This window comes from Pseudomonas syringae group sp. J309-1 (assembly GCF_032582135.1).
Taxonomy (GTDB): Bacteria; Pseudomonadota; Gammaproteobacteria; order Pseudomonadales; family Pseudomonadaceae; genus Aquipseudomonas; species Aquipseudomonas quasicaspiana.
The window spans coordinates 18,152-42,763 of record NZ_JAWHNU010000022.1; the positions used below are offsets into that span (position 1 = coordinate 18,152).

Sequence of the window (24,612 nt, forward strand, 5' to 3'; positions counted from 1 at the left end):
AACAAGTTCGCTCCTACCGGGTAGTGACGTGTCCGGTAGGAGGTAACTTGTTGCCGAGAGTTGACGCGGTGGTTCAGGTCTGACGCCTCGCGAACAAGTTCGCTCCTACCGGGTAGTGACGTGTCCGGTAGGAGGTAACTTGTTGCTGAGAGGTTTGACGCGGTGGGACAGGTCTGACGCCTCGCGAACAAGTTCGCTCCTACCGGGTAGCGCGGTGTCAGGGTCAGAACAACACCTTCGCCACATCCGCAAAGCGCTTGGCGAAGTGCACGGTAATCCCTTCCTTCAGATAGTCCGGCAGCTCCTCGAAGTTGCCGCGGTTAGGCTCGGGAAGGATCAATTCATTGATCTTCTGCCGACGCGCCGCGATGACTTTCTCTCTCACGCCGCCAATCGGCAGTACATGCCCGGTCAGCGTGAGCTCGCCAGTCATTGCCACGCCTTTCTTCGGTGCCTGGTTGCGAGCCAGAGACAGAAGAGCGCTGGCCATGGTCACGCCTGCACTAGGGCCATCTTTTGGGGTGGCGCCTTCGGGAACGTGCAGATGCACGAACGCTTCGTCAAAGAAGGTCGGATCGCCGCCAAATTGCTTGAGGTTCGAACTGACGTAGCTGTAAGCAATTTCTGCCGACTCTTTCATCACCTCACCCAGTTGCCCCGTGAGTTTAAAACCACGGTTGAGTGTGTGAATTCGCGTCGCCTCGATCGGCAGGGTCGCGCCGCCCATGCTTGTCCAGGCCAGACCGGTGATAACGCCGGTGCCCGCCAGTACTTGCTCGTTACGAAAGACTGGCATGCCCAGCGAGGCTTCCAGATCTTTCGGGCCAACCTTGATCGTCGACTTGGGCGCGTCGATCAACTTCACCACTGCCTTGCGCACGACTTTGCTCAGTTGTTTCTCCAACTGCCGGACACCCGCTTCCCGCGCATAACCTTCAATGATCGAACGCAGCGCCGTGTCGCTGATGCTCAGGCTGCCCTTGGACACGCCAGCCTTTTCCAGTTGCTTGGGCCACAGGTGACGCTTGGCAATGGCCATTTTTTCTTCGGTGATGTAACCCGACAGGCGAATCACTTCCATCCTGTCCAGCAGAGGGCCGGGGATCGAGTCCAGGGTGTTGGCGGTGCAGACGAACAGCACTTTCGACAGATCCAGACGCAAGTCCAGGTAGTGATCGAGGAATTCGACGTTTTGCTCGGGATCGAGGGTTTCCAGCAACGCCGACGCCGGGTCGCCCTGGAAGCTCTGGCCCATCTTGTCGATTTCATCGAGCATGATGACCGGGTTCATCACCTCCATATCCTTGAGCGCCTGCACCAGCTTGCCGGGTTGAGCGCCAATGTAGGTGCGGCGATGGCCCTTGATCTCGGCCTCGTCGCGCATGCCGCCGACACTGAAGCGATAGAAAGGTCGGCCTAGCGATTCGGCAATCGAACGGCCGACACTGGTCTTGCCGACGCCCGGCGGGCCCACCAGCAACACGATCGAACCACTGATCTCGCCTTTGTAGGCACCGACCGCAAGGAATTCGAGGATCCGGGTCTTGATGTCGTCCAGACCCGCGTGGTGTTGGTCCAGCACTTTGCGGGCGTGCTTGAGGTCCAGTTTGTCTTTACCGAAGACACCCCACGGCACCGAGCTGGCCCAGTCCAGATAGTTACGGGTGACCGCATATTCCGGAGAGCCGGTTTCCAGCACCTTGAGTTTGTTGATTTCTTCATCGATTCGTTTGCGTGCCTGGGCGGGCAAGGTTTTGCCTTCCAGACGGGCCTCGAACTGCTCGATGTCTGCACTGCGGTCGTCTTTGCTCAGGCCCAGCTCCTGCTGGATGACCTTGAGCTGTTCCTTGAGGAAGAACTCGCGCTGGTGTTCACCGATCTTGCGGTTCACCTCCGCGGAGATTTCCTTTTGCAGACGCGCGACTTCGACTTCCTTGCGCAGCATGGGCAAGACTTTTTCCATGCGTTTGAGCATCGGAACGCAGTCGAGGACCTGCTGCAACTCGACACCGGTCGCTGAAGTCAGCGCAGCGGCGAAGTCAGTCAGCGGCGACGGATCGTTAGGGCTGAAGCGGTTGAGGTAGTTTTTCAGCTCTTCGCTGTAAAGCGGGTTGAGCGGCAGCAGCTCCTTGATGGCGTTGATCAAGGCCATGCCATAGGCCTTGACCTCGTCGGTTGGCTCATTGGGCTGATGCGGATATTCCACCTCCACCAGATACGGCGGACGATGATGCTTTAACCAGGTCTTGATCCGAACCCGGCTCAGGCCCTGGGCGACAAATTGCAGTTTGCCGTTTTCACGGCTGGCGTGATGCACCTTGACCAGCGTGCCGTACTCCGGCAAAGCCCCGGTATTGAAGTGCCGTGGATCTTCCGGCGGCGTGTCCATGAAGAAAAGCGCCAGCGAGTGATGATCAGACTTGCTGACCAGCTCCAGGGTCTCAGCCCAAGGCTCTTCGTTGACGATCACCGGCAATACTTGAGCCGGGAAGAAGGGGCGGTTGTGAATCGGGATGATATAGACCTTGTCCGGCAGGTTCTGCCCTGGCAATGCGAGCGAGGTGCTGGTGGAGCTCAGTGTCACTTCGGGCTCGGCTTCTACGTCGTCTGACAAATCTTGTGAGTCTGCTTGCTGGTCGCTCATGGGGCACCTGCACAATTGAACATGGTGCTTAGATGGGGCAGTCGCGCTCAGGTTTCAATGGCTTCTGTCGATAGCCTATTGAGAGGAAGGAAAAACAAGCCATTCAGGGCACAGTAACAACCTTTCGTCGATTACTGAACGGTGATGGCTAAATGCCTCTTCTCGGCGCGTGATCTTCTGTCTGACCGCAGCTACGCTGCGAACAAGACCCTTCGTTGCCAAGGCTGGCGTTGTTTTATCCGGCTTTGCCGATGTGGATTGAGCTTATGAATAAATTTGCTTCGCTGTTCGTTTTGATCGGCTGTTGGGCGTTCGCAGTGGCTGCTCCGGCGGCCACGCTGACTGCTCGCGTCGTCGATCAAGAGGGAAAGCCTCTGCCAAACGCTGTCCTGACCCTGCAAGGGCCGCCGGGCAAGACTGCGGTCGTGCTCAAGGCGAACATGGACCAGCGTGATCAGGAGTTTGCGCCGCGGGTATTGGCCGTGCACAGCAACACTGAAGTCAAATTCCCCAACAGCGATAACATTCGCCATCAGGTTTATTCATTTTCTCCGGCCAAGCGCTTTGAACTGCGCCTTTACAGTGGCACGCCTTCCGATCCGCTGCTGTTCGACAAGCCGGGCGTAGTGGTGCTGGGCTGCAACATTCATGACTGGATGGTGGGCTACATCTATGTCACCGATGAGCCCTGGTTCGCGGTCAGTGATGCCAATGGTGTCGTGAAATTCGAGGATATGTCGGCCGGGCATTATTCGGCGACCCTGTGGCACCCCAAGACCATTGATATGCAGCCGACCAGTGGCGGCGACTTTGAGGTGCCTGCCGCGGGGCTGAGCAAGGACTTCAGGCTGAAAGTGGAGCCAGGAGAAGAAGAGAAATCCTCGGCGCCTGCTCCTGACGCGTTCGGCGATGCGTTTCATAAAGCGGCCCACCAATGAACCTGCGCACCAGCTTTCAGGCGCGAATTGCCTGCGTGCTTATCGCGTTGCTGCTGGTTGTGGTGGTCGCGGTGTTTCTCGCCGTCAAGGCTGCAACCGGGGATGCGGTCAGATCCCAGGCGCAGACCCAGCTGGAGGTGGGGACTCGTGTGTTCGCCGACGTCATGGATATGCGTGGCAAGCGTCTGCGTGACGGCGTGCAACTGGTTTCGGCCGACTTCGGCTTTCGTGATGCGGTCGCCAGTTCTGATGCATTGACTATTCGTTCCGTGTTGCTCAACCACGGCAGCCGGATCAATGCCAACGACATGTTTCTGCTGGGCATGGACGGCACCGTAATAGCCAGCACCATGCCGGGCATTGTTGAGGGCAGCAAATTCCCGTTTGACCAGACCTTGCGCGATGCTCGTCGTAAAGGTCAGTCGACGGTGATAGTCCCGGGTGGCGGCGTGCCGCATCTGCTGGTCGAAAGCACCGTCCTTGCACCACTGCCCATCGGCCGTGTCGTCATGGGTTTCAGCATGGACGCCGAGCTTGCCCAGTCTCTGCGCTCGCTCAGCGGCCTGGAAGTTTCGTTCCTTACTGTCGAGAACGGTAAGCCCGGACGCTTGATCAGCACGCAACCGGCAGAGCTGGATGACAGCCTGATAGCGCTGATGCTCAATCCTGCTGAAGATCATATGCACACCACCGAGCATGGTGGCCTGAGTTTCCTCAGTCAGACGATGGTGCTGGACAGTATCGACGGGAGTCAGGAGCAAGTGTTCGCGCTGCTGCAAAGCCCGATGGATAAAGCCATGCTGGCGTTCGCGCCTCTGGACGAAAAAATCTTCTGGATTTCGATCATCGCGCTGCTGGCTTCGTTGATCGGTACGCTGGGCCTGGCGCGCAGTGTTTCACAACCGGTTCAGGTGTTGGCCGAGGCTGCCAGACGTATTGGCGAGGGCGATTACAAAACACCCGTCACACTGGCCCGCAGCGATGAGTTGGGTCAGTTGGCCTCTGCCATCAATACGATGCAGCAAGGCATTGCCGTTCGCGAAGATCAACTGGCACACAACGCACTGCATGATCCGCTGACCGGCTTACCCAATCGCGCACTTGCCATGGAGCGCCTGAGCAGTTCCATCACGGCTCAGCGCTCCATGACCTTGTTGTATTTGAGTATCGATAACTATCTGGCGATCAGCGATTCGTGTGGCTCAGCAGGTGTCGACCAATTGATGCAACAGATCGGCAAGCGCTTGCAGGATATCTTGCAGCCTGGTGACACGCTTGCGCGGCTGACGGCCAATGAATTTCTGGTGTTGCTCGACCACACTGGTAGTGACGGTGCGGTGGGGCGGGCCGACCAGCTGCAACGCATGTTGGGTCAACCTCAACAGGTGGACAGCAATGACGTGACGCTGGAATGCAGTATTGGCATTGCCAGCTATCCCGAGCAGGGTGATTCCTCTGAAGAGCTACTCAAACGCGCCGCGATCGCACGTCAGGATGCCGTGAATCTGCCAGGCCGTTTGCAGGTCTATCAGGACGGTCGCGATCTTGCTCACCAGCGTCAGATCAGCCTGATTCGTGACCTTCGGCATGCCGCGAAAAAAGGTGAGCTGCTGCTGCATTACCAGCCCAAGCTGGATATTCGCCAAGGGACAGTGCATCAGGCTGAAGCCCTGTTGCGCTGGACACATCCGCAGTTCGGTAGTGTCTCGCCTGCCGAGTTCATCGTGCTGGCCGAGCGCACGGGTAGCATTCAGTTGCTGACCAACTGGGTCATCGAAGAGTGCATGCGCCAGTTGGCAGAATGGAGCAGGCGAGGCCTGCATTTGCAGGTGTCGGTCAACATCTCTGCCGATGACCTGCACGGTGACCAACTCGTGGACCGAGTCGTGAAACTGCTCAAGTTATACGGCGTGCCAGCGGAACAACTCATTTTCGAAATCACCGAAAGCGCCATCATGCGCGAGCCTGCGCAGGCACTGATCGTACTTAACCGCTTGCGCGATCTTGGCATCAGCCTGTCGGTGGATGACTTCGGCACCGGTTATTCGTCACTGGCACATCTCAAGCGTATGCCGGTGCAGGAATTGAAAATTGACCAATCGTTCATTCGCAACCTGGATGAGACCAGCGAGGACGCGGTGATCGTGCGTTCTACCATTGAGATGAGCCACAACCTGGGGCTAAAGGTGGTCGCGGAGGGCGTCGAGTACGAACACAGTCTCAAGTTGCTGGAGCGTTGGCACTGCGACACGGCTCAGGGCTATCTAATCAGCCGTCCGTTGCCCGCAGTCGCCTTCGAAGCCTGGATGGCCAAGTCCCTGTTTTCACCCGGCCTGGTGGTTAATTGAGTTATGACCCATAAACTTTCGATCCTTCTGGGGTGCGCATTGTGCGCCGTTACGCACGTTGTGGCAGCTGACAATGGTCGTTTGATCGCCACGGGCGGGGCCTCTAGCATTGAGGGTGCAGCAGGCGGCGGGATTATTCCGTGGGCCGTTCTGACCGGCTATGGCGAGCAGGGCGAGTGGGGCTCCAGCGTTTTCGCAACCCATGTCGACCTGCCGGACTACACCCTGGATGTGGCCGGTATGTCGGTCGCTTACGGCAATCGCGTCGAACTGTCCTACGCTCACCAGCGCTTTGACCTGGGCACTTTGCAGAAGGATCTGAGCTTGCCGGAAGACAACCTGACTCAGGACATCTTCGGCCTGAAAGTGCGCCTGTTCGGCGACCTGATCTACGACACCCTGCCGCAGGTCTCCCTCGGGATTGAATACAAACACCAGAATGATTTCCTGATCCCCAGCCTCATCGGCGCCAAACGCGATGCGGATGTTGAAGGCTACCTGACTGCCAGTCGCCTGTTCATGGGGGCTGCGTTCGGCTACAACCTGGTGATCAACGGTGGCGTACGTTACAGCCGCGCCAATGAAACCGGTCTGCTGGGTTTCGGCGGTGATCGTCGCGATTCGCGTAGCGTGCTCAAGGAAGGTTCGGTCGCCGTGTTGCTCAACCCGCGCTGGGCGGTTGGTGTGGAATATCGTGAGAAACCGGACAACCTTTCTTTTGCCGGTGAAAGTGATTGGGCTGATCTGTTCGTAGGTTATTTCCCTAACAAGCATCTCTCCGTGGTGCTGGCTTACGCGAAGCTGGGAGAAATCGCGACGCTGGAAAACCAGAACGGGGCTTATCTGTCCATTCAGGGGAGTTTCTGATCATGCGTCTGCTCAGCTTTTTTCTGATTGTTTTGCTGGTTGGTTGTGCCCAACAACCGCCTAAAGACGACAGCCTCTATCAAGGCCTTGGACAGCGCGCCGGGATTCAGCGAATTGTTGAGGGCTTGCTCATCACGTCGGTAAAAGATGAGCGCATCGGCGAGCACTTCAAGAAGATCGATATCGTGCGTTTGCGTGACAAGCTGGTTGAGCAGCTGTGTGTCGAAGCGGGTGGCCCGTGTAAGTACACCGGTGACACTATGGCTGAAGCCCATAAGGGCCAGAAGCTGACGCGCAGTGATTTCAATGCTCTGGTTGAAAACCTGATCAAGGCCATGGATGCCGAAGGTATTTCGGTGCCAAACCAGAATCGTTTGATTGCCCGGCTGGCCCCGATGCGCGCAGAAGTGATCGAGAAGTAGGGGCGGGCGGTGTTGGAGCGAGGCTTGCCCGCGAACCTGCCGACCTGATCCGTCTGGTCCCCCGCATTATCGCTCTTCGCGGGCAAGCCCGGTTCCAACAGGCTGACACTCAACTTAAACGCGTCAAATACCCGGGCACTTCCTGTTCAGGCAATACCGACAGCACTTTCAGTCGTTGCAGCATGCGCTGTCGTGCGCGCAGCAAGTGCTCCTTGAGGTTCAGTGCGGCGGCGTCGAATGCACCATGCAGCAGCAGTTCGATAATCAGGCGATGTTCAGCCAGCATCGCCTCGTCGGCACCGATGCCCAGTAATCGGTAGAAGATCCGGCTGATGATCATCGGACTTTGCCCTTGGCGAATCAACGTAGCAATCTTGCGATTATGCAGGCCTGACAGGCAATGCTGGTGCAGGTCTTCCTCGATGCGTTCGATATCTTCAAGGCTGCAGTGTTCCGCGCTTTGCGCCTGAACGACCCGTTCAAGCATGGCTTCCAGCGTTTCGCGACTCAGGCCCGGTGCTGTCTGGCGCAACGCTTCGGGCTCCAGGCAGGCGCGCAGTTCGTAGTCTTCGGTCACTTCGCGCGCCGTCAGCGGGCCGGCCAGCCATTGCGAGTAGGGTTCCTTTTCCACCAGCCCGCGGTCACGCAAGCGCATCAGCGCTTCACGCACCACCGCGCGGCTGACGCCGTAATGCTCTGCAGCGTCTTTTTCGTCCAGCCGGTAGTGCCCGAAGGCCATGCAGCTTGAAAGCGCCGCGCTGATTTCGTCGTAAATGCGCTCGCCCAGCGGACGGGTATCCACCAGCTCTTCACTGCTATCCAGGCCAAACTGTTTATGACTGAGGGTCAGGCGCAGTGGCTCAACCTCAATGCCTTGTGGATTGACCAGATACCCACGGCCGTCAAACCGGCAGATCAGTCCCTCGTCATGCAGCAGATTGAGTGCTTTGCGCACCGGCACGCGGCTGGTGCCGAAAAGGTCGGCCAGCGGCGCTTCGAGCAGTACCAGACCGGTGCTCGCCGCCCCGCTGACAATGGCTTCGCGTAACACTTCCCGGATCGTGGCATAGCGTGAGGCCGTGCGCGAATCGTCTCCTGACATCGGTTTCCTGAGCTTCTCTAATGATCGACGGCGGATTCTCGCACAGAAGTCCATTTGTCACCTCGAGCTACGTGCGATGCACATTCATAGGGCTCACTGTTACTAATGTGCACCTAAACGTACCTTTTATAAAATGTACATTTTTTGCAGTGAGGATACGTTTTGCCGGAGAGCTCCCCCAAAACACAATCATCCATCGCGTTGAAAGGGCTCTGGCATAACCATTTGCTGTGGTTTAGAAAGTTTTGACGCTGGCAACGCTGGTGAGCTGACGTATGTTTGGCATGGAATCTGCCTCCATTAAATGTACATTTTATTAATAAGTACATTTAATGGGTGCGGCATGCCGATGATCAACAGTTCTAGCCAAGGCAGGGCGATGGATGCCAGTGCAATGGCCGAAGGATATGCTTCGGGTCGCAATGATCCGGTGCAGGTCCTCGAACTGGCGCTTGAACAAGCCCTGTGCGCTGATCACGTGTTTATCTCCCTGAGCGTCGAACGTGCACGCCGTGAGGCCCATGCATCTGCGGCTCGTTGGCGGGCGGGGCAGCCTCTAAGCCCCTTCGATGGAGTACCCGTTGCCTGGAAAGACCTGTTTGATGTCGCTGGCACCGTCACCAGCGCCGGTGCCGCCGTGCGTAATAACCTTGGGGCCGCGTTGCTGGATGCACCCACCACCGGCCTTCTGGCGCGGGCGGGCCTGGTCAGTGTGGGGAAAACCAACCTCAGTGAGTTTGCGTATTCGGGGTTGGGCCTCAACCCGCATTTTGGTACGCCGATCAATCCGTACAGCGATGATCAACCTCGCATTGCGGGTGGATCGTCTTCCGGTTCGGCGGTCGCGGTCGCCGCGGGCATTGTGCCTATCGCCATGGGGACCGACACCGCAGGCTCGATCCGCATTCCGGCCGCTTTCAATGGCTTGGTAGGGTTTCGCAGCACCACTCGGCGCTACAGTCGGGACGGCATTTTTCCCTTGGCCCATACCTTGGACAGTGTCGGCCCGCTGACCCGCAGCGTTCGCGATGTCATCGTTATTGATGATGTGCTGCGTGCTCGTAGCAAGCCGACTTCGCTGGTGCCTCGCAGTCTGGTCGGGCAGCGCTTCTGGATCGATGAGGCGGCTTTACAGGACGAACGTGTCGAACCTGCCGTGCGCAACAACCTGTTGCAGGCTGTGGCGCGAGTGCGTGAAGCCGGTGCGCTGGTGGAGATGCGGCCGTGCGCAGCCTTCCAGTCCACCTTGCAGCTGATTCAACAGCACGGCTGGTTAGGCGCTGCGGAGGCGTTCGCTCTGCACCAGAACCTGCTCGACAGCGATGCGGCCAGCCAGCTCGATCCTCGGGTGCGCATGCGCCTTGAGACGGCCCGGCACATGCCCGCCAGCCAACTACTCAAGCTATATAGCGCCCGTGAGCAACTGCAGGAGCAAATCAGCCTGGAGCTTGACGGCGCTTTTCTGCTGACTCCAAGCGTGGCCCATGTGGCCCCGCCGCTGGCGCCTTTGCTGGCGGACGACGAGCTGTTTTTCCAGACCAATCTGGCCACCTTGCGCCTGACCATGCCCGGCAGCCTGCTGAACATGCCGGGTATTTCCTTGCCCAGCGGGCATGACGAACGCGGGTTGCCAACAGGGCTGTTGCTCAGCGCACCTGCGGGGGAAGACGCGCGTTTGTTGCGCGCCGCGCTGGCCGTCGAAGCGGCAATGGCCAAGGCCTGATTGACCTCGAACAGCAAAGCACTGGAACCCCGGCACCCAGTACTGAATGCGTTAGCGCCGGTCTGATCAACAAGCAGGAGTAGCAAAATGGCTAAAGAAATCTTGTGTGCATTTGGCGTCGATGTTGATGCGGTAGCGGGTTGGCTGGGTTCCTACGGCGGTGAGGATTCTCCGGATGACATCTCCCGTGGCTTGTTCGCGGGTGAAGTGGGTGCGCCGCGTCTGCTCAAGCTGTTCGAGCGTTACGGCTTGCGCACCACCTGGTTCATTCCCGGCCACTCCATGGAAACCTTCCCCGAGCAAATGAAGGCCGTTGTCGATGCCGGTCATGAAGTCGGTGTGCACGGTTACAGCCACGAAAACCCGATTGCGATGACGCCGGAGCAGGAAGAGATCGTCCTCGACAAGTCCATCGAGCTGATCACGCAAATGACCGGCAAGCGTCCGACCGGTTACGTCGCACCCTGGTGGGAATTCAGCAACGTCACCAATGAGTTGCTACTCAAAAAAGGCATCAAGTACGACCACAGCCTGATGCACAACGATTTCCATCCGTACTACGTCCGGGTCGGAGACAAGTGGACCAGGATCGATTACAGCCAGCATCCCGATACGTGGATGAAACCGCTGGTGCGCGGTGAAGAAACCGATCTGGTGGAGATCCCGGCCAACTGGTACCTCGATGACCTGCCGCCCATGATGTTCATCAAGAAAGCCCCCAACAGCCATGGCTTCGTCAACCCCCGCCATCTGGAAGAAATGTGGCGCGACCAGTTCGACTGGGTCTATCGCGAGCACGAGCACGCGGTGTTCACCATGACTATCCACCCGGATGTCTCTGGTCGCCCGCAGGTGCTGTTGATGCTGGAGCGTTTGATCGAACACATCCAGAGCCATGAGGGCGTCAAGTTCGTCACCTTCGACGAAATCGCCGACGACTTTGTCCGCCGTAACCCACGTAACCGCTGATTCATTGCCCTGTGCGAGGCGTCACTCATGTCCATTTACAGCAAGCTTGACCTGACTGGCTGGAAACCCCAGCAACTGACTCCAGACCAGGTGCGATTTGCCACCTGGATCGCGTTCTTCGCCTGGGTCTTTGCGGTGTACGACTTCATTCTGTTCGGCACGCTGTTGCCGGAAATCGGTCGGCATTTTGCGTGGAGCGAAGTCGAGCAGGCCGAGATTGCGACTTGGGTGGCGGTCGGGACCGCAGTGGTCGCCCTGGCCATCGGGCCGCTGGTAGATCGCCTGGGTCGACGCATGGGCATTATCTTCACCGTCAGCGGTTCGGCGATCTGTTCGGCGCTGACCGCGATCGGAGGTTCGTGGGGGAAATCGCCGTTAATCCTGATTCGTTCTCTGGGTGGCCTGGGCTATGCGGAAGAAACGGTCAACGCTACTTACCTGAGTGAAATCTATGCGGCCTCCGATGACCCGCGTCTGGCTAAACGTCGCGGCTTTATTTACAGCCTGGTGCAAGGTGGCTGGCCAGTTGGGGCGTTGATTGCTGCGGGATTGACTGCGGTGCTGTTGCCCATCATCGGCTGGCAGGGCTGCTTCGTTTTTGCGGCGATCCCGGCCATCGTCATCGCGATTCTGGCGCGCAAACTCAAGGAGAGTCCGCAGTTCCAGATCCATCAGCGCATCACTCAACTGCGCAAAGCCGGAGATGTGAGCCAGGCTCAAGCCGTGGCGCTGACCTATGGAGTGGATTACGAAGAGCACCGCACTGCAGGTCTGGCCGCAGCGTTTCGTGGCACATCGCGCCGTGCAACCTTGGTGATTGGTGCGGCCATTCTGCTCAACTGGGCAGCGATTCAGGTGTTCAGCGTGCTCGGTACGTCAGTGATCGTCAGTGTGCATCACGTCTCTTTCGAGAACTCGCTGATCATTCTGGTGTTATCCAATCTGGTGGGGTACTGCGGTTACCTGAGCCATGGCTGGATGGGCGACAAGATTGGTCGCCGTAACGTGATCGGCCTGGGCTGGATGCTGGGTGGACTGTCGTTTGCTGCGATGCTCTACGGCCCAAGTAACATGCCCGTGGTGATCGGTCTTTACAGCCTGGGTCTGTTCTTCCTGATCGGTCCTTACTCAGCCGCGTTGTTCTTCATCAGCGAAAGCTTCCCGACCAGTATCCGCGCTACTGGCGGCGCGATCATTCACGCCATGGGGCCCATCGGCGCAGTGGTTGCAGGTTTTGGTGCCACCTCGGTGCTGAGCGCAGGCGGCAACTGGCAAACTTCTGCCTTGTACTTCGGCGCGCTGCCTTGCTTCCTCTCCGGTGCGTTGATGTTTGCCGCCCGCCACGTGCGTCCCGAAACCGTGAAATGAGGAATTGCACATGACCCGTAAAGTCGCAGTGATCACCGGTGCCGCCAGCGGCATCGGGCAGGCGCTGGCCGTAGCGCTCGCGCAAAAAGGCGTTGCAGTGGTTGGCGGTTTTTATCCCGCCGATCCTCACGATCCTCAGGAAACCATTCGTTTGGTGGAAGCAGTGGGGGGCGAGTGTCTGATGGCGGCACTGGACGTCACCAGCACGCAATCAGTGGATGCACTGGCCGATCAGGCGCTTGAGGTCTTCGGCCGCATCGACTACGCCGTGGCTAACGCAGGCCTGCTGCGCCGCGCTCCGCTGCTGGAAATGACAGACGAGCTATGGAACGAGATGCTCGATGTGGATCTGACCGGCGTCATGCGCACCTTCCGCGCCGCGGCCAGGCACATGGGAGAAGGCGGCGCTTTGGTGGCGATTTCGTCTATAGCAGGCGGCGTTTACGGCTGGCAGGACCATGCTCACTACGCAGCCGCGAAGGCTGGCGTGCCAGGGCTGTGTCGATCACTGGCGGTGGAGTTGGCTGGCCGTGGTATTCGCTGCAATGCGGTGATTCCCGGATTGATCGAGACGCCGCAATCCCTGGACAGCAAAAACTCCCTGGGCCCGGAAGGTCTCGCTCAGGCAGCCAAAGCTATCCCGCTCGGCCGTGTGGGGCGGGCTGATGAAGTCGCCTCACTGGTTCGCTTCCTGTGCAGCGATGAAGCCAGTTACCTGACCGGACAAAGCATTGTGATTGATGGAGGGCTGACGGTGCGTTGGCCGGAATAGTTCGTTGACCCTCGCTCCCCGTAGGAGCTGAATAAGGAACTCCCGTATGCAACAACTGATCGACAAACGCGCTGTCATCACGGGCGCAGGCAGCGGAATTGGTGCTGCCATTGCCCGTGCCTATGCACTCGAAGGCGCAATACTGGTGCTGGGTGATCGTGATCCGCTAAGCCTGGCGCAAGTCGCCCAGGAGTGCCGACAACTGGGTGCGCAGGTGCGCGAGTGCGTGGCCGATGTGGGCAGCGTCGAAGGCGCGCAAGCCAGTGTCGATGCCTGCGTCGAGCATTTTGGGGGCATCGACATTCTGGTCAATAACGCTGGCATGCTCACTCAGGCGCGCTGTGTCGATTTGAGCATCGACATGTGGAACGACATGTTGCGTGTAGACCTGACCAGTGTCTTCGTGGCGAGTCAGCGGGCACTGCCGCACATGCTGGGCCAAGGGTGGGGGCGCATTATCAACGTCGCCTCGCAGCTGGGTATAAAGGGCGGCTCTGAACTCACTCATTACGCTGCGGCCAAGGCTGGAGTGTTAGGTTTTACCAAATCGCTGGCGCTGGAAGTGGCCAAGGACAACGTGCTGGTCAACGCCATTGCCCCTGGCCCGATTGAAACGCCATTGGTGTCGGGCATCAGCAGCGCCTGGAAAACGGCCAAGGCTGCCGAGTTACCGCTGGGGCGCTTCGGTCTACCGGCAGAGGTCGCGCCGGTAGCGGTGCTTCTGGCCAGTGAGCCGGGAGGCAATCTGTTTGTCGGCCAGACATTGGGGCCGAACTCTGGCGATGTGATGCCGTAGTCAGTCAATGAGGATCACCTGATGTGTGGATTGTGTGGCCTGCTGGGCGAAGACGTGCATTGGAGCGACCCGTTGGGTGGTGAGTTGCCCCGACGTCGTGAGCGCTTGCGGCGTATCGCGGCGATCAACAGAGTGGTAGCGCCGTTTCGCCTCAAGGTTGAGGATTTTCAGGGCTCGTCCTACCTGTTGCTCGGTGCCACCGGCAAGCAGGCACTGGCGTCGGGCCTCGATCAACTGTGGGAGAAGGCCGAATTACTGATTGGTCGCCAGCTGGACCCGCTTGACCCCGTCGTGCTGGATCATTTGCAGAGGTCATCATGAGCATCGCGTTGAACGTTATCACCGGCTTCCTCGGCAGCGGCAAGACGACCTTGCTCAAACGACTGCTGCAGGACGAAAACCTCGGTGATACCGCGTTGCTGATCAATGAGTTCGGCGACGTGGGGATCGATCATCTGCTGGTCGAGGAGGTCGCGCCGGACACCGTATTGCTGCCGAGTGGCTGTGTCTGTTGCTCCATTCGCGGCGAACTGAAGGAAGCGCTGCTGGGCCTGCTTGCCCGACGCGCAAGAGGTGAGATCCCGCCGTTTCGCCGGGTGATTCTGGAAACCACAGGCCTTGCTGACCCGGCCCCGATCCTCGCGACCCTGAGCAACGATCCGCAACTGCGCGGGCGTTTTCATGTGGGCCTGATCGTGACCCTGGTAGACGCCTGTCACGCCACTTTGCAGGAACGTTTGCACCCGGAGTGGCTGGCGCAAGTCGCGGCGGCGGATCGTTTGTTGCTGAGCAAGACGGATGTGGTGGATGAGCCATCGCTGACTGAGTTGCGAACACATCTACAGGCCCTGAATTTCTCCGCGCTCATGATGGATACCGCGCAGGTCCACAGCGGCGATCAGTTATTACTGGGCGAAGGCGTGCGCGATGCAGAGCCTGCTCAGGAGGTGGCGCGCTGGAAGCTCCATCAAGTGCAATCCAGAGCGTCACGGCATGGTGATGCGCAAGTGTGCTGCCTGAGGTTCGAGCAGCCGCTGGACTGGGTCGGTTTCGGGGTCTGGCTGTCGATGATGTTAAGATGCCATGGCGAACGAATCCTTCGAGTCAAGGGACTTCTCAACGTGAATGCCAGCCAGGCGCCTATCGTGATTCATGGTGTGCAGCATTGCCTGCATGCACCCGTGCACCTGTCGGCCTGGCCGGGGGACGATCACAGTTCGCGACTGGTGTTCATTCTGCGCGGTCTTGACCCTGAGCGGTTGCGTCGTTCGTTTGATGTGTTTGCCCGCAGCTTCGCTCCGGCTATCAGCGAGACGACGGCATGACCATTACGCTACGCGTCCTGGGTACATCGGTTACCTTGCTTGAATCTATCCGTGAGCGTGCCGAACAGGAACTGGGTATTCGCCTGGTGTACCAGATGCATGACGTGCAGACCGCGCAACGCATCGCGGTGATGCAGCCCGAGAGTTACGACCTCTACGATCAATGGTTTCACAACGTCGACTTTGTGTGGCCGGCGCGTGCCATCCAGCCCATCGATACCCGGCGCATCGCTCTCTGGCATGAGATCAATGACTTGCCCAAGCGCGGCCGGTTGCGGCCTGCTGACCGGCTCGGCAGTGGCAGCGTTCCCAGCGAGCGGCTGTTCGTGCAGCATGACGGCACGCTGGGCAGTACGGTGAGCGAGCGGATCAGTATGCTGCCGCTAACGCACAATGCCGACAGTTTTGCCTATCGCCCGGAACGCGTGCCCGCCGGGCTGGACAGTGCCCATGAAAGCTGGGGCTGGCTGCTTGATCCGGCGTGGGCTGGACGTATTGCCCTGCAAAGCGATGCGGCCATTGGTGCGCTGGACGCAGCACTGGCAGTACAGGGCGCAGGGCTGGCGCAGTTCAAAGACATCGGCAACATGAGTATCGAGGAAATCGACACGCTCGCCGATGTCCTGGTGCGTAAACAACAGGGAGGGCATTTCGGCGCGTTCTGGTCAGATGATGAAGAGGCCGCAGAGTTGATGCTTAGCCCGACTATCGATATTCAAAGCCTGTGGTCGCCGACTCTGGTGCGGCTGCATCGCGCTGGCGTTAAGTATCGCGTTGCGGTACCCCGTGAAGGTTATCGCGGCTGGTTCGGCGGTTTGTCGTTGTCGCGGCATGCCAAGGGACCTGTACTCGATGCTGCCTATGCGTATCTCAACTGGTGGCTGTCCGGCTGGCCGGGGGCAATCATGGCCCGCCAGGGTTATTACATCGGCAATCCGGCACGCAGCCGCGACCACCTGAGCGCGGCAGAATGGGATTACTGGTACGCCGGCCTGCCAGCCCGTGAGCAACTGCTCGGTAGCGACGGCCTGCCCCTGATCGATGCCGGAGAGATACGTGATGGCGGCTCATATGAGCAGCGCATGAGCCATATTGCAGTGTGGAACTCGGTGATGGATGAGCATAATTATCTGGTCAGGCGCTGGAGCGATATTTTACGGGCGGGGAACAAGGCTGGGGCTAAGTTGCGGTAGCTAAAGGGATCTCGATTCTTCACTCGAACGAAGTTCTTGGAGGCCGAGCCTGCTCGCGATAAGGACAATGCGGTCTACCCGTTAAATCACCGCGCCTGATTCGCGGGCAAGCCTCGCTCCAACAGATTCACCGTATTCCTCTGTAGCGACCCTATGTCCATGGCACCGTGCTTTCTATCAGCAAACGGGGTCTGTAGGAGCGCGCTTGCCCGCGATTGCGTTAGCACAGACGATATATTTATCGTCTGAAAGACCGAATCGCGGGCAAGCGCGCTCCTACAGATCAAAATCGTTATAAATCAGCTGCTTGCATATTTTTTTGACAAGGGGCGGGCTTGCCCGCGAAGAACGATAACGCGGTCGACCTGCCAAACCTCTGTGGGATTACGCCGGGCAACACTTTCAGGCCGGGTCGAAAATCTGACACAAAAAAAGGCGGCTATCGTTCGATAGCCGCCTTTTTCATTACCTCAGCGAACCATCAATCCGGCAGTTTGAACGCCATCACGTAGTCGCCTTGCTTGGTGCCCAGCGAGCCGTGACCGCCAGCGACGACGAGCACGTATTGCTTGCCGTCTTTGCCGGTGTAGGTCATCGGCGTGGTTTGCGCGCCTGCTGGCAAGCGGCCTTCCCACAGTTGCTTGCCGTTACGAACATCGTAAGCGCGCAGGTACTGGTCAAGCGTGCCGCTGAGGAAGGCAACGCCACCGGCTGTGGTGAACGTGCCGCCCAGGCTTGGAACGCCCATGCTCAATGGGATAGGAACTGGCGAGCTGTCACGCACGGTGCCGTTTTTGTGTTTCCAGATGGTCTGATGGTTGGTCAGATCCACTGCAGCCACATAACCCCACGCGGGTGCCTGGCAAGGCAGACCCATCGGCGACAGCAACGCTTCGAGGATCACGCCGTATGGCGCGCCTTTGTTTGGCTGCACACCTTCGGTTTCGCTCTTGCGGCCGGGACCGCCTTCAACTTCTGCCGCAGGCACAAGCTTGGAACGGAACGCCATGTAGCTCGGGTTAACGAAGGCGATCTGACGCACCGGGTCAACCGAGATGCCGCCCCAGTCGAACACGCCGAAGTTACCTGGGTAAACAATCGAACCTTGCAGCGACGGCGGGGTGAACGGGCCATCGTAACGCAGGGATTTGAAGTCGATCCGGCACAGCGCCTGATCGAACGGCGTCACGCCCCACATGTCGCGCTCTTTGAGCGGTGGCGGCATGAAGTTCAGGTCGGATTTAGGTTGAGTTGGCGAAGTATGATCGCCCGCTACCGCTCCGCCCGGGACCGGTACTTCATTAATCGGTACGATCGGTTTGCCAGTGCTGCGATCCAGCACGTAGATGCTGCCTTGCTTGGTCGAAACCAGCACGGCAGGCTTGATGCCGTCAGCGGTTTTCATGTCCATCAGCGTCGGCTGGCCACCGACATCCATGTCCCAGAGGTCATGGTGAGTGAGCTGCATGCTCCAACGGACTTTGCCAGAAGCGATGTCCAGGGCCACGATGCTGGCGCTGTATTTCTCCGACTCTTCAGTACGGTCACCGCCCCACTGATCCGGAGTCTGGTTACCCATTGGCAGGTAAAGCATGCCGAGTTTTTCATCGACGGCGAACATGGACCACATGTTAGGCGAGTTACGTGTGTAGGACTTGCCCTCAGCAAGCGGAGTCGTATCGTCCGGGTTGCCGCTGTCCCAGTTCCACACCAGACGGCCTGTGTGAACGTCATACGCACGGATCACGCCCGAAGGCTCGTCGGTGGAAACGTTGTCGGTCACGTGGCCGCCGATCACCACCAGATCCTTGGTCACTGCAGGTGGTGACGTGGAGTAGTAACCGCCTGCGGCGAACGTGCCGATGTTGGCGCTCAGGTCGACCGCGCCTTTGTTGCCGAAATCCTCGCAGACTTTGCCGGTGTCGGCGTTCAGCGCGATCAGACGGGTGTCAGCAGTCGGCAGGAAGATGCGACGCGGGCAAGCATTGCTCCCGGCGGAAGCGACGGCGGGTGTTGCCGGGCTTTGCGCCGGAGTTGCGGCATAGGCGGCGTCATCGTGGTACGACACACCACGGCAGGTCATGTGTGCCCAGCCTTTGAAGTTGGCAGCATTCTGAGTGCTGATCTTCGGATCGTAGCGCCAGATTTCCTTGCCGGTGTCCGGGTCAAGCGCAATCACCTGGCTATGCGGCGTACAGACGTACAGCATGCCGTTGACTTTGAGCGGCGTGTTCTCGGCCGTGGTCTCGCCCGGATCGTTCGGGCCGGGAATATCGCCCGTGCGATAAGTCCAGGCGGGCACCAGCTTACTGGCGTTAGCCGGAGTGATCTGCGCCAGTGGCGAGTAGCGGTCACCGAATGCGGTGCGGCCGTAGGACTGCCAGTCGCCGTCAGGCATGGCGGGTGCAGCGCTTGTCGTGCCCGCGGTGTCGCGATTCAACTCGCCTTTGAGTTCACCTGGGTTGGTGAACTGGCTGGCCAATGCAGCGAGGCCTGCCAGTACCACGGCAACTGCCAGTGCGCCGACGCCTTTACCGCCAGGCTGACCCCGCAGGACTGGGCGGCGGAACCATGGCAGCAACATCACGATGCCGAGGGCAAACCACAGTGCCAGACGCGGCACGAGTTGCCACCAGTCCAGACCCACTTCCCACAATGCCCAGACGGTGCTGGCGAACAGGATCAGCGCGTACAAGCCGAAAGCCGCACGGCGTCCGGTGACAAGCAAAACACCTGTCACCGCGAAGCCAATGCCTGCCAGTACGTAATACGGCGAACCGTCTACTTGCAGCAGCTGGACGCCTAAGGCCAACAGGGCAAGCCCCATCAGCAGTATCACCAGCCCGAGCAATGTCGGTAGCAGGCGATTTTTACTCAAAGCACCGTCAGTGCTCATAGTGTGAATCTCCAAGGACAGATTTAAGTGATGAAGCTTTGTTATTCGCGCAGGACTCGTTGAAGAAATTCCTGCAATACTTTGAAACTAGTTGTTGATACGAACTAATGACAGCAGAAATCAGCCGTCGGTCAGAACGACGACTGAATTTTCAGGCCTGCCACCAACGCATCGTCCACTTTGTCGACGCCACCGGGATGGCGAACGAACTGCAGATTCGGCCGTACTGTCAGCCAGTTGGTCAGGTGTACGCCGTAATACAGCTCGGCGTTGTATTCGGTGTCCTGCAACGGCGTGAAGGCTGGATCGTTGTAGTCGTTGACCGCTGCCGCCTGATTGCGTGCATTCGCATCCTTGCGGTAGGCCGGATTGACGTGGATGCGTGAGACTGCAAAACCGATATCGTCTTTGGGGCGGGCATCAAACGGGCCTTTATAGAACGCACCAACGGCGACGTAGTTGTCGACCAGGTTGGTTTTCTTGTCGTGCATCGTGCCGTTGGCGAAGATGCTCAAGCCGCGACTTTGATCGTCGTCCCGACTAGTCACCTGCTGCAGCAGGTTCAACCACATGCCGTGTTTGCTCGAAGCACTGCGATAAGTGCCGTCGGTGAGCGCTGCCGACTGGCCATTGCTGCTTTTGTAAACGTCCTGGCTGTCGGCGGTGCTGTAGTAGTAACCGGCGCGATACTCGCCTGGCAGACCGTTCACCTTGGGCGACCAAACCAGTTCAACCGGCAGGACCGCCCCTTGTGTGCCACTGCCGCTCAGCTTGAAGCCGTTGTCGTTTTCCAGGTTCGAAGGGTTCTGCTCGAATGCGCCGATCTGGGCGAAAAATTCCGGAGCGATCTGGTACTTGATGCGCATCGCCCACTGGCTTACCGGCCAGTTATAGACGGTGCCGCCGTCCCAGTTACCGACTTGAGAGCCGCACAGTGAGAGGTTCTGGAAGTCGCAGGGGAAGCTGCCGAAATCCTCGCCCTGATTGAATCGACCGAGCTTGACGCTCAAGGCCTGATCAAAGAATTTTTGCTGGTACCACAGCTGTGTCAGGCGGGTCACGCTGCCACGGCCCCAGACTTCCTGAGATGAAGACAGCGTGCCCGTGCGTGGGTCGCTGACTCGGTCGTTGCTGATGTTGTCCCCATTGCGGTTGGTCACGGTCAACTGAAACTCGGCATCCTGCCAGCCGAGGATCTTTTGCAGATCGAGATGCGCGCCGAGAGCGTATTGATCGCTGTAGCGGAACGCGTTGTCGTGGCTGTAACCACCGTGCAGGTTGGAACCCATTTCTGCGGTGTAATCGAGTTTGAAGTCGTAGCCTTGCAGTGACAGCTCGGTACGTTTGCCTGCCCAATCGCCCAGCATCCAGGGCGATTCACTGTCGAATGCGGGTGCAGCCTGAGCGCAACTGGCCAGACCGGCAACGGCAAGTCCACAGAGCCTTACGGCGATGCTCAAGTTTGAAGGGAAGGGCAGGGCAAAAGCCAAAAAACGTCTCGGGTTGGCTGACATGGGTATCGTTCTTTTGAGTTATTCAGAAAGGCATGCGGCGCTATGCCGCGGTTTTGCAACGCGAAAGCAGTTGCAAAATCGGTTCAGCTGGCAGGCCGTAATGATAGGGGGCTAACGAGTTAGTGAACAGCAACAAAATTGACATGGATCATTGCGGGGATTGCAACAGTGGGGATGGATGTCTGTTGGAGCGAGGCTTGCCTGGTTCTTATTGTGGGAGCAGAGCTTGCTCGCGATAAGGCTGAACGCGATTCGCTTCAGATTGCTGTGTTCTTATCGCGAGCAAGCTCTGCTCCCATAGGGGAGCGCTTTACATCTGTTTGCGACCGGGGGGGGGCGCTCTACTTGCTGCATTTTCGCCTACCGCCGGTCCTGCAAGGTCAACTGCGGGATTTATCAAAACGTCGTCCGCAACCCCACTTCGACACTGCGCCCAGGCGCGGGAGCGATGTCGCGCAGGATTGAGCTGGCATAGCGCACGGTCTGGTTGGTCAGGTTTTCGCCGTTGACGAACGCCAGCCACTGGCTGCTGCCCAGATCAAATTTGTACCCGGCGCTGGCACCCAATGTGGTGTAGCCATCGGTGCCGGTTTCATTATCCGGAACACGACGCTGTGAGCTGGCGTGTTCTACATCGATCCGCGCCTGCCACTTGTTAAGCTCCCACAACAGACCACTGTTCAAACGTAACGGAGCAATACGCGGCAAGGCTTCGCCGGTATCGAGATTCTTTGCACGGGTGTAATCACCGGAAAGCTCCAGCGTGAGGCTCCCGTACTGATTCTGTCCCAGCTTCCACTGGTCCTGTGCTTCGAAGCCACTGAACCGGGCACGAACACCCGAATAGTTGTATTCCGGAATTCCGTTCGCGTCCTGCACTCCGTCGTCATCCAGCGTACGACCGGTGCCCAGCAAGCCGATGTAGTTGGAGAAGTGGCTGTAGAACACGCCGACGCTGCCTTTATGGGTTCCGTTATCGAAGCGCAGGGCCAAGTCGCTGGACACTGCTTTTTCCTTGGACAGACCCGCATCGCCGCGTTCGTAAGTGCCAGTAGCAACGTGCGCGCCGTTGGCATATAGCTCATAGAAGGTGGGTGCACGTTCTGTATAACCCAAGGTTGCGGCCAGTGACCAGATGGGTGTCAGGGTGTAGATGGCACCGGACGACAGGCTGCCAGCAGTGAAGCTGCTCGAACTATCCGCACTGGAAAAGCGCTCGTTACCTTTGGCATCGGGGTCGACGGTAGTGTGTTCGACACGGCCGCCGAGGCTCAATTTCAAACGTTCAGTAGCCTGCAGTTCTTCGAGAATGAATAGCGCGCCCGCGTCAGTATCGGTCTGCGGCACGAACGCTTCTTCTCCCAGTGCAGAGAATTCGCCACGGGTAACTTGCGCGCCGACCACGCCTTCAAGCGGGCCAATCGGCTGATGACGCGCTTCCACCCGGGCCTCATAACCCTTATTCTTGAAGGTAGTGCCAACTTCTCCGCCTTCTATTTCGCGGTGCTCATAATCGGTGTAGCCCGCGTCCATTTTTATCGAAGTGAAAGGCCCCGACAGATTGCGAATCTCTGAAGCGAACGCGTAATGCTCCTGCTGCATGCGGATGCGTACGTCTTCTTCCGCTGGCGACCCGTAGTTGGAGTCATAGTTGCTATAGGACAGGCCCGCGTAGCCATCGTCCCAAGTGTAGGAGCCGCCCACTGCTCCACCGTCCTGGCGACCATCACTGTTGCTCAAACGATGTTTCTTGTCAGTGCCTTCCTCTGCAGCGCGTTGCTCGCTGGTGCGGGCATAACCCGGGATGCGCAGGTCGTTGAACTCGCGAGCATTGGCGTCAATGTGCAAAGCGAACTGGCCATTTCCTGCTTCCAGCTTCCCCGCGCTGCTACGGGTAGTGTCGGCGCCGCCGTAGCGCAGTTCACCGGCGCCATGAATACCCTCGATGGCCTCGGTCGGGATGCGGTTGTCGAACGTGTTGACCACGCCACCGATGGCGCTGCCGCCATATAACAAAGCGGCCGGACCGCGAACAATCTCGATGCGCTCGACGTTAACCGGGTCCAGCGGGACCGCATGGTCGTAAGACAGCGACGAGGCATCCAGTGCGCCGACACCATTGCGCAGGATGCGAATCCGGTCGCCGTCCAGTCCGCGAATAATCGGCCTGCTGGCGCCGGGCCCAAAATAGGAAGACGAAACCCCCGGCTGCTTGTTCAGTGTTTCGCCCAGGCTGCCTTTTTGTTGCAACGTCAGATCGTCGCCTTCAAGAACCGTTGCTGGTGATGCCAATTGGTCGCTGCCCAGCGGGTTTGCGGTAATCACTTGGGGTTGTAGATCCACGGTGTTCGCTGCGTGCGCCGTTGAGGCGAGCAGCATGGCGGCTGCCAATGGCGTGAGGTGCCAGAGCAAATATTTGGGAGACATGCGAAGTTCCTTGGCAGGCGGGTGCATTCTGAGGCACCCGGCGAAGCGTTGAGATGGATAACTGTTGTTACAATATAACATCTCTTTATGGCCTCAAAGAGGAACTTTTCGGATGTTTCCTACAGTTGAGATAGGCGATAGCTGACTGCCAGACCAAACTCTTCGCACGCTAAGCTCTTCCCGCTGTCTGAAGGCTCGGCTAAGGTGCGCAGCTTCCGGGAAGTGCCCCCATCCATTGAGCCTGAAGGTTTTGCATGAATACACCCCACTCCAACCCTTTGCACGGCGTAACGCTGGAACAGATCCTCAACGCACTGGTTGAGCATTACGAGTGGTCAGGCCTGGCTGAGCGCATTGATATTCGCTGCTTCAAGAGCGACCCAAGCATCAAGTCCAGCCTGACGTTTCTGCGCAAGACGCCTTGGGCCAGGGAGAAGGTCGAGGCGTTGTACGTAAAGTTGCACCGCAGCAAAGGCTGGTAATTTCGCCCGGTTCCAAGGCTGGGCTCCAAGGAAAAACGATGTACTTCCAATACATGAAAAGTGCGCAAGGACAGCGCTGTTACACGATGATTGCCGCCTGCCTCGGGTGGTCAGGACTGGCCATTCAGCTTTACCTTGTTTTCATTGCGCGCTGGGCCGATGACGCCAGTCTGATAGGTGGGCTGGTGCGGTTTTTCAGCTTTTTTACCGTGTGGAGCAACACGCTGGTAGCGGTGGTACTGACCTGCGCGCTGACAGCCAGAACCTCGGCCGCGCATCGCTTCTTCCAGCATCCGGTCGTGTGCAGCGGGATTGCAGCCAGCATTGTTTTGGTCGGACTCGCTTACAACATATTGCTGCGCCATCTCTGGCACCCGGAAGGTTGGCAGTTTGTGGCTGACGAGTTACTGCACGACGTCATGCCGTTGGCTTTCCTGCTGTATTGGTGGCTTTACGTACCCAAGGGGCTATTGCGGCTTGAGCATGTGCTGCTGTGGATTCTCTACCCGGTAATCTACTTTTCCTACGTGCTGCTGCGTGGCAGCTCGATTGGCGATTACATGTACCCATTCATCAACGTCGGCAATATTGGCTATGTGCAGGCGTTTACCAATGCGGGTGGAGTGCTGATCGGTTTTATCGTGATTGCGCTGGTGTTGCTTGGTGTGGACAGGTTACGCGCCAGACGCTGAATTTGTAGGAGCTGCCCCGGTGTCTATTGCACCGAACAGTCTCGCGGCAAACACAGGACCTGTAGGAGCTGCCGAAGGCTGCGATCGCGGTTTATCAGTAGAAATGCTTCGCAGCCTTCGGCAGCTCCTACAGA

At 58.5% G+C, this 24,612-nt stretch carries 19 protein-coding genes; 14 read left to right on the forward strand and 5 right to left on the reverse strand.

Features of this window, described 5'->3' with window-relative positions:
* Positions 1-223: 223 nt before the first annotated feature.
* On the reverse strand, positions 224-2,644 hold the full coding sequence (gene lon, locus RX972_RS13990; protein WP_099268528.1) for an endopeptidase La: 2,421 nt from the start codon (positions 2,642-2,644) through the stop codon (positions 224-226).
* 266 nt (positions 2,645-2,910) lie between these two features.
* Between lon and RX972_RS13995 the strand changes: the two genes are divergently transcribed.
* Genes RX972_RS13995 through RX972_RS14010 form a run of 4 tightly spaced genes read left to right on the forward strand, consistent with a single transcriptional unit; the run spans position 2,911 to position 7,219 of the window.
* Positions 2,911-3,582, forward strand: coding sequence for a hypothetical protein (locus tag RX972_RS13995; RefSeq protein ID WP_049826870.1), 672 nt, complete (start codon positions 2,911-2,913; stop codon positions 3,580-3,582).
* A complete protein-coding gene (locus RX972_RS14000) occupies positions 3,579-5,930 on the forward strand; it encodes an EAL domain-containing protein (protein ID WP_316876118.1) in 2,352 nt (783 codons plus the stop codon). Before RX972_RS13995 ends, RX972_RS14000 begins: the two co-directional genes overlap by 4 nt.
* Positions 5,931-5,933: 3 nt before the next feature.
* Positions 5,934-6,797 (forward strand): DUF3034 family protein, encoded by an 864-nt coding sequence (locus tag RX972_RS14005; RefSeq protein ID WP_316876120.1) that lies wholly within the window; start codon positions 5,934-5,936, stop codon positions 6,795-6,797.
* Positions 6,798-6,799: 2 nt separating this feature from the next.
* The gene (locus tag RX972_RS14010; protein ID WP_049826871.1) at positions 6,800-7,219 is read left to right on the forward strand and encodes a group I truncated hemoglobin; all 420 of its coding nucleotides are present in this window, start codon (positions 6,800-6,802) and stop codon (positions 7,217-7,219) included.
* 109 nt (positions 7,220-7,328) lie between these two features.
* Here the strand turns inward: RX972_RS14010 and RX972_RS14015 are convergent, their stop codons facing one another.
* Positions 7,329-8,321 carry a GntR family transcriptional regulator gene (locus RX972_RS14015; protein ID WP_316876121.1) on the reverse strand — a complete coding sequence of 331 codons (993 nt, stop codon included), beginning with the start codon at positions 8,319-8,321 and terminating at the stop codon, positions 7,329-7,331.
* A gap of 349 nt (positions 8,322-8,670) precedes the next feature.
* Here RX972_RS14015 and RX972_RS14020 point away from each other — a divergent pair, with 349 nt between their 5' ends.
* The 8 genes from RX972_RS14020 (at position 8,671) to RX972_RS14055 (ending at position 16,467) form a co-directional block, all read left to right on the forward strand.
* Positions 8,671-10,044, forward strand: coding sequence for an amidase (locus RX972_RS14020; RefSeq protein WP_316876185.1), 1,374 nt, complete (start codon positions 8,671-8,673; stop codon positions 10,042-10,044).
* An 87-nt stretch (positions 10,045-10,131) separates the two neighbouring features.
* Positions 10,132-11,013 carry a polysaccharide deacetylase family protein gene (locus tag RX972_RS14025; protein ID WP_122707992.1) on the forward strand — a complete coding sequence of 294 codons (882 nt, stop codon included), beginning with the start codon at positions 10,132-10,134 and terminating at the stop codon, positions 11,011-11,013.
* 27 nt (positions 11,014-11,040) lie between these two features.
* Positions 11,041-12,381, forward strand: coding sequence for an MFS transporter (locus RX972_RS14030; RefSeq protein ID WP_027899793.1), 1,341 nt, complete (start codon positions 11,041-11,043; stop codon positions 12,379-12,381).
* A 10-nt stretch (positions 12,382-12,391) separates the two neighbouring features.
* Positions 12,392-13,153, forward strand: coding sequence for an SDR family NAD(P)-dependent oxidoreductase (locus RX972_RS14035; RefSeq protein ID WP_316876126.1), 762 nt, complete (start codon positions 12,392-12,394; stop codon positions 13,151-13,153).
* Positions 13,154-13,199: 46 nt separating this feature from the next.
* A complete protein-coding gene (locus RX972_RS14040; RefSeq protein WP_316876128.1) occupies positions 13,200-13,949 on the forward strand; it encodes an SDR family NAD(P)-dependent oxidoreductase in 750 nt (249 codons plus the stop codon).
* A 21-nt stretch (positions 13,950-13,970) separates the two neighbouring features.
* Positions 13,971-14,270 carry a hypothetical protein gene (locus RX972_RS14045; protein ID WP_122396079.1) on the forward strand — a complete coding sequence of 100 codons (300 nt, stop codon included), beginning with the start codon at positions 13,971-13,973 and terminating at the stop codon, positions 14,268-14,270.
* Positions 14,267-15,274 (forward strand): CobW family GTP-binding protein, encoded by a 1,008-nt coding sequence (locus tag RX972_RS14050; protein WP_231677074.1) that lies wholly within the window; start codon positions 14,267-14,269, stop codon positions 15,272-15,274. The genes RX972_RS14045 and RX972_RS14050 overlap by 4 nt, the downstream gene beginning before the upstream one ends.
* Positions 15,271-16,467, forward strand: a complete 1,197-nt coding sequence (locus RX972_RS14055; protein WP_316876133.1) for a PotD/PotF family extracellular solute-binding protein — start codon at positions 15,271-15,273, stop codon at positions 16,465-16,467. The genes RX972_RS14050 and RX972_RS14055 overlap by 4 nt, the downstream gene beginning before the upstream one ends.
* Positions 16,468-16,948: 481 nt before the next feature.
* Here RX972_RS14055 and RX972_RS14060 read toward each other — a convergent pair whose 3' ends face one another.
* From RX972_RS14060 to RX972_RS14070, 3 genes are all read right to left on the reverse strand, one after another.
* On the reverse strand, positions 16,949-19,363 hold the full coding sequence (locus tag RX972_RS14060) for a glucose/quinate/shikimate family membrane-bound PQQ-dependent dehydrogenase (RefSeq protein ID WP_316876135.1): 2,415 nt from the start codon (positions 19,361-19,363) through the stop codon (positions 16,949-16,951).
* 131 nt (positions 19,364-19,494) lie between these two features.
* Positions 19,495-20,877: a carbohydrate porin gene (locus RX972_RS14065; protein WP_316876137.1), complete on the reverse strand. Its 1,383-nt coding sequence runs from the start codon at positions 20,875-20,877 to the stop codon at positions 19,495-19,497.
* A gap of 396 nt (positions 20,878-21,273) precedes the next feature.
* Entirely contained in the window at positions 21,274-23,304 is a 2,031-nt protein-coding gene (locus RX972_RS14070) for a TonB-dependent receptor (RefSeq protein WP_316876139.1), read from the reverse strand.
* A gap of 254 nt (positions 23,305-23,558) precedes the next feature.
* On the opposite strand from RX972_RS14070, the gene RX972_RS14075 reads away from it, so the two are divergent.
* Both RX972_RS14075 and RX972_RS14080 read left to right on the forward strand, forming a co-directional pair.
* On the forward strand, positions 23,559-23,786 hold the full coding sequence (locus RX972_RS14075; protein ID WP_027899801.1) for a VF530 family DNA-binding protein: 228 nt from the start codon (positions 23,559-23,561) through the stop codon (positions 23,784-23,786).
* A 38-nt stretch (positions 23,787-23,824) separates the two neighbouring features.
* Complete coding sequence (locus RX972_RS14080; protein WP_316876141.1) at positions 23,825-24,478, forward strand: Pr6Pr family membrane protein; 654 nt, start codon at positions 23,825-23,827, stop codon at positions 24,476-24,478.
* Positions 24,479-24,612: the final 134 nt, after the last annotated feature.

Excerpts from the sequence above, each read along its gene's own strand:
- lon (WP_099268528.1), bottom strand. The coding sequence starts at position 2,644 with ATGAGCGACCAGCAAGCAGACTCACAAGATTTGTCAGACGACGTAGAA.
- RX972_RS13995 (WP_049826870.1), top strand. The coding sequence starts at position 2,911 with ATGAATAAATTTGCTTCGCTGTTCGTTTTGATCGGCTGTTGGGCGTTC.
- RX972_RS14000 (WP_316876118.1), top strand. The coding sequence starts at position 3,579 with ATGAACCTGCGCACCAGCTTTCAGGCGCGAATTGCCTGCGTGCTTATC.
- RX972_RS14005 (WP_316876120.1), top strand. The coding sequence starts at position 5,934 with ATGACCCATAAACTTTCGATCCTTCTGGGGTGCGCATTGTGCGCCGTT.
- RX972_RS14010 (WP_049826871.1), top strand. The coding sequence starts at position 6,800 with ATGCGTCTGCTCAGCTTTTTTCTGATTGTTTTGCTGGTTGGTTGTGCC.
- RX972_RS14015 (WP_316876121.1), bottom strand. The coding sequence starts at position 8,321 with ATGTCAGGAGACGATTCGCGCACGGCCTCACGCTATGCCACGATCCGG.
- RX972_RS14020 (WP_316876185.1), top strand. The coding sequence starts at position 8,671 with ATGATCAACAGTTCTAGCCAAGGCAGGGCGATGGATGCCAGTGCAATG.
- RX972_RS14025 (WP_122707992.1), top strand. The coding sequence starts at position 10,132 with ATGGCTAAAGAAATCTTGTGTGCATTTGGCGTCGATGTTGATGCGGTA.
- RX972_RS14030 (WP_027899793.1), top strand. The coding sequence starts at position 11,041 with ATGTCCATTTACAGCAAGCTTGACCTGACTGGCTGGAAACCCCAGCAA.
- RX972_RS14035 (WP_316876126.1), top strand. The coding sequence starts at position 12,392 with ATGACCCGTAAAGTCGCAGTGATCACCGGTGCCGCCAGCGGCATCGGG.
- RX972_RS14040 (WP_316876128.1), top strand. The coding sequence starts at position 13,200 with ATGCAACAACTGATCGACAAACGCGCTGTCATCACGGGCGCAGGCAGC.
- RX972_RS14045 (WP_122396079.1), top strand. The coding sequence starts at position 13,971 with ATGTGTGGATTGTGTGGCCTGCTGGGCGAAGACGTGCATTGGAGCGAC.
- RX972_RS14050 (WP_231677074.1), top strand. The coding sequence starts at position 14,267 with ATGAGCATCGCGTTGAACGTTATCACCGGCTTCCTCGGCAGCGGCAAG.
- RX972_RS14055 (WP_316876133.1), top strand. The coding sequence starts at position 15,271 with ATGACCATTACGCTACGCGTCCTGGGTACATCGGTTACCTTGCTTGAA.
- RX972_RS14060 (WP_316876135.1), bottom strand. The coding sequence starts at position 19,363 with ATGAGCACTGACGGTGCTTTGAGTAAAAATCGCCTGCTACCGACATTG.
- RX972_RS14065 (WP_316876137.1), bottom strand. The coding sequence starts at position 20,877 with ATGTCAGCCAACCCGAGACGTTTTTTGGCTTTTGCCCTGCCCTTCCCT.
- RX972_RS14070 (WP_316876139.1), bottom strand. The coding sequence starts at position 23,304 with ATGTCTCCCAAATATTTGCTCTGGCACCTCACGCCATTGGCAGCCGCC.
- RX972_RS14075 (WP_027899801.1), top strand. The coding sequence starts at position 23,559 with ATGAATACACCCCACTCCAACCCTTTGCACGGCGTAACGCTGGAACAG.
- RX972_RS14080 (WP_316876141.1), top strand. The coding sequence starts at position 23,825 with ATGTACTTCCAATACATGAAAAGTGCGCAAGGACAGCGCTGTTACACG.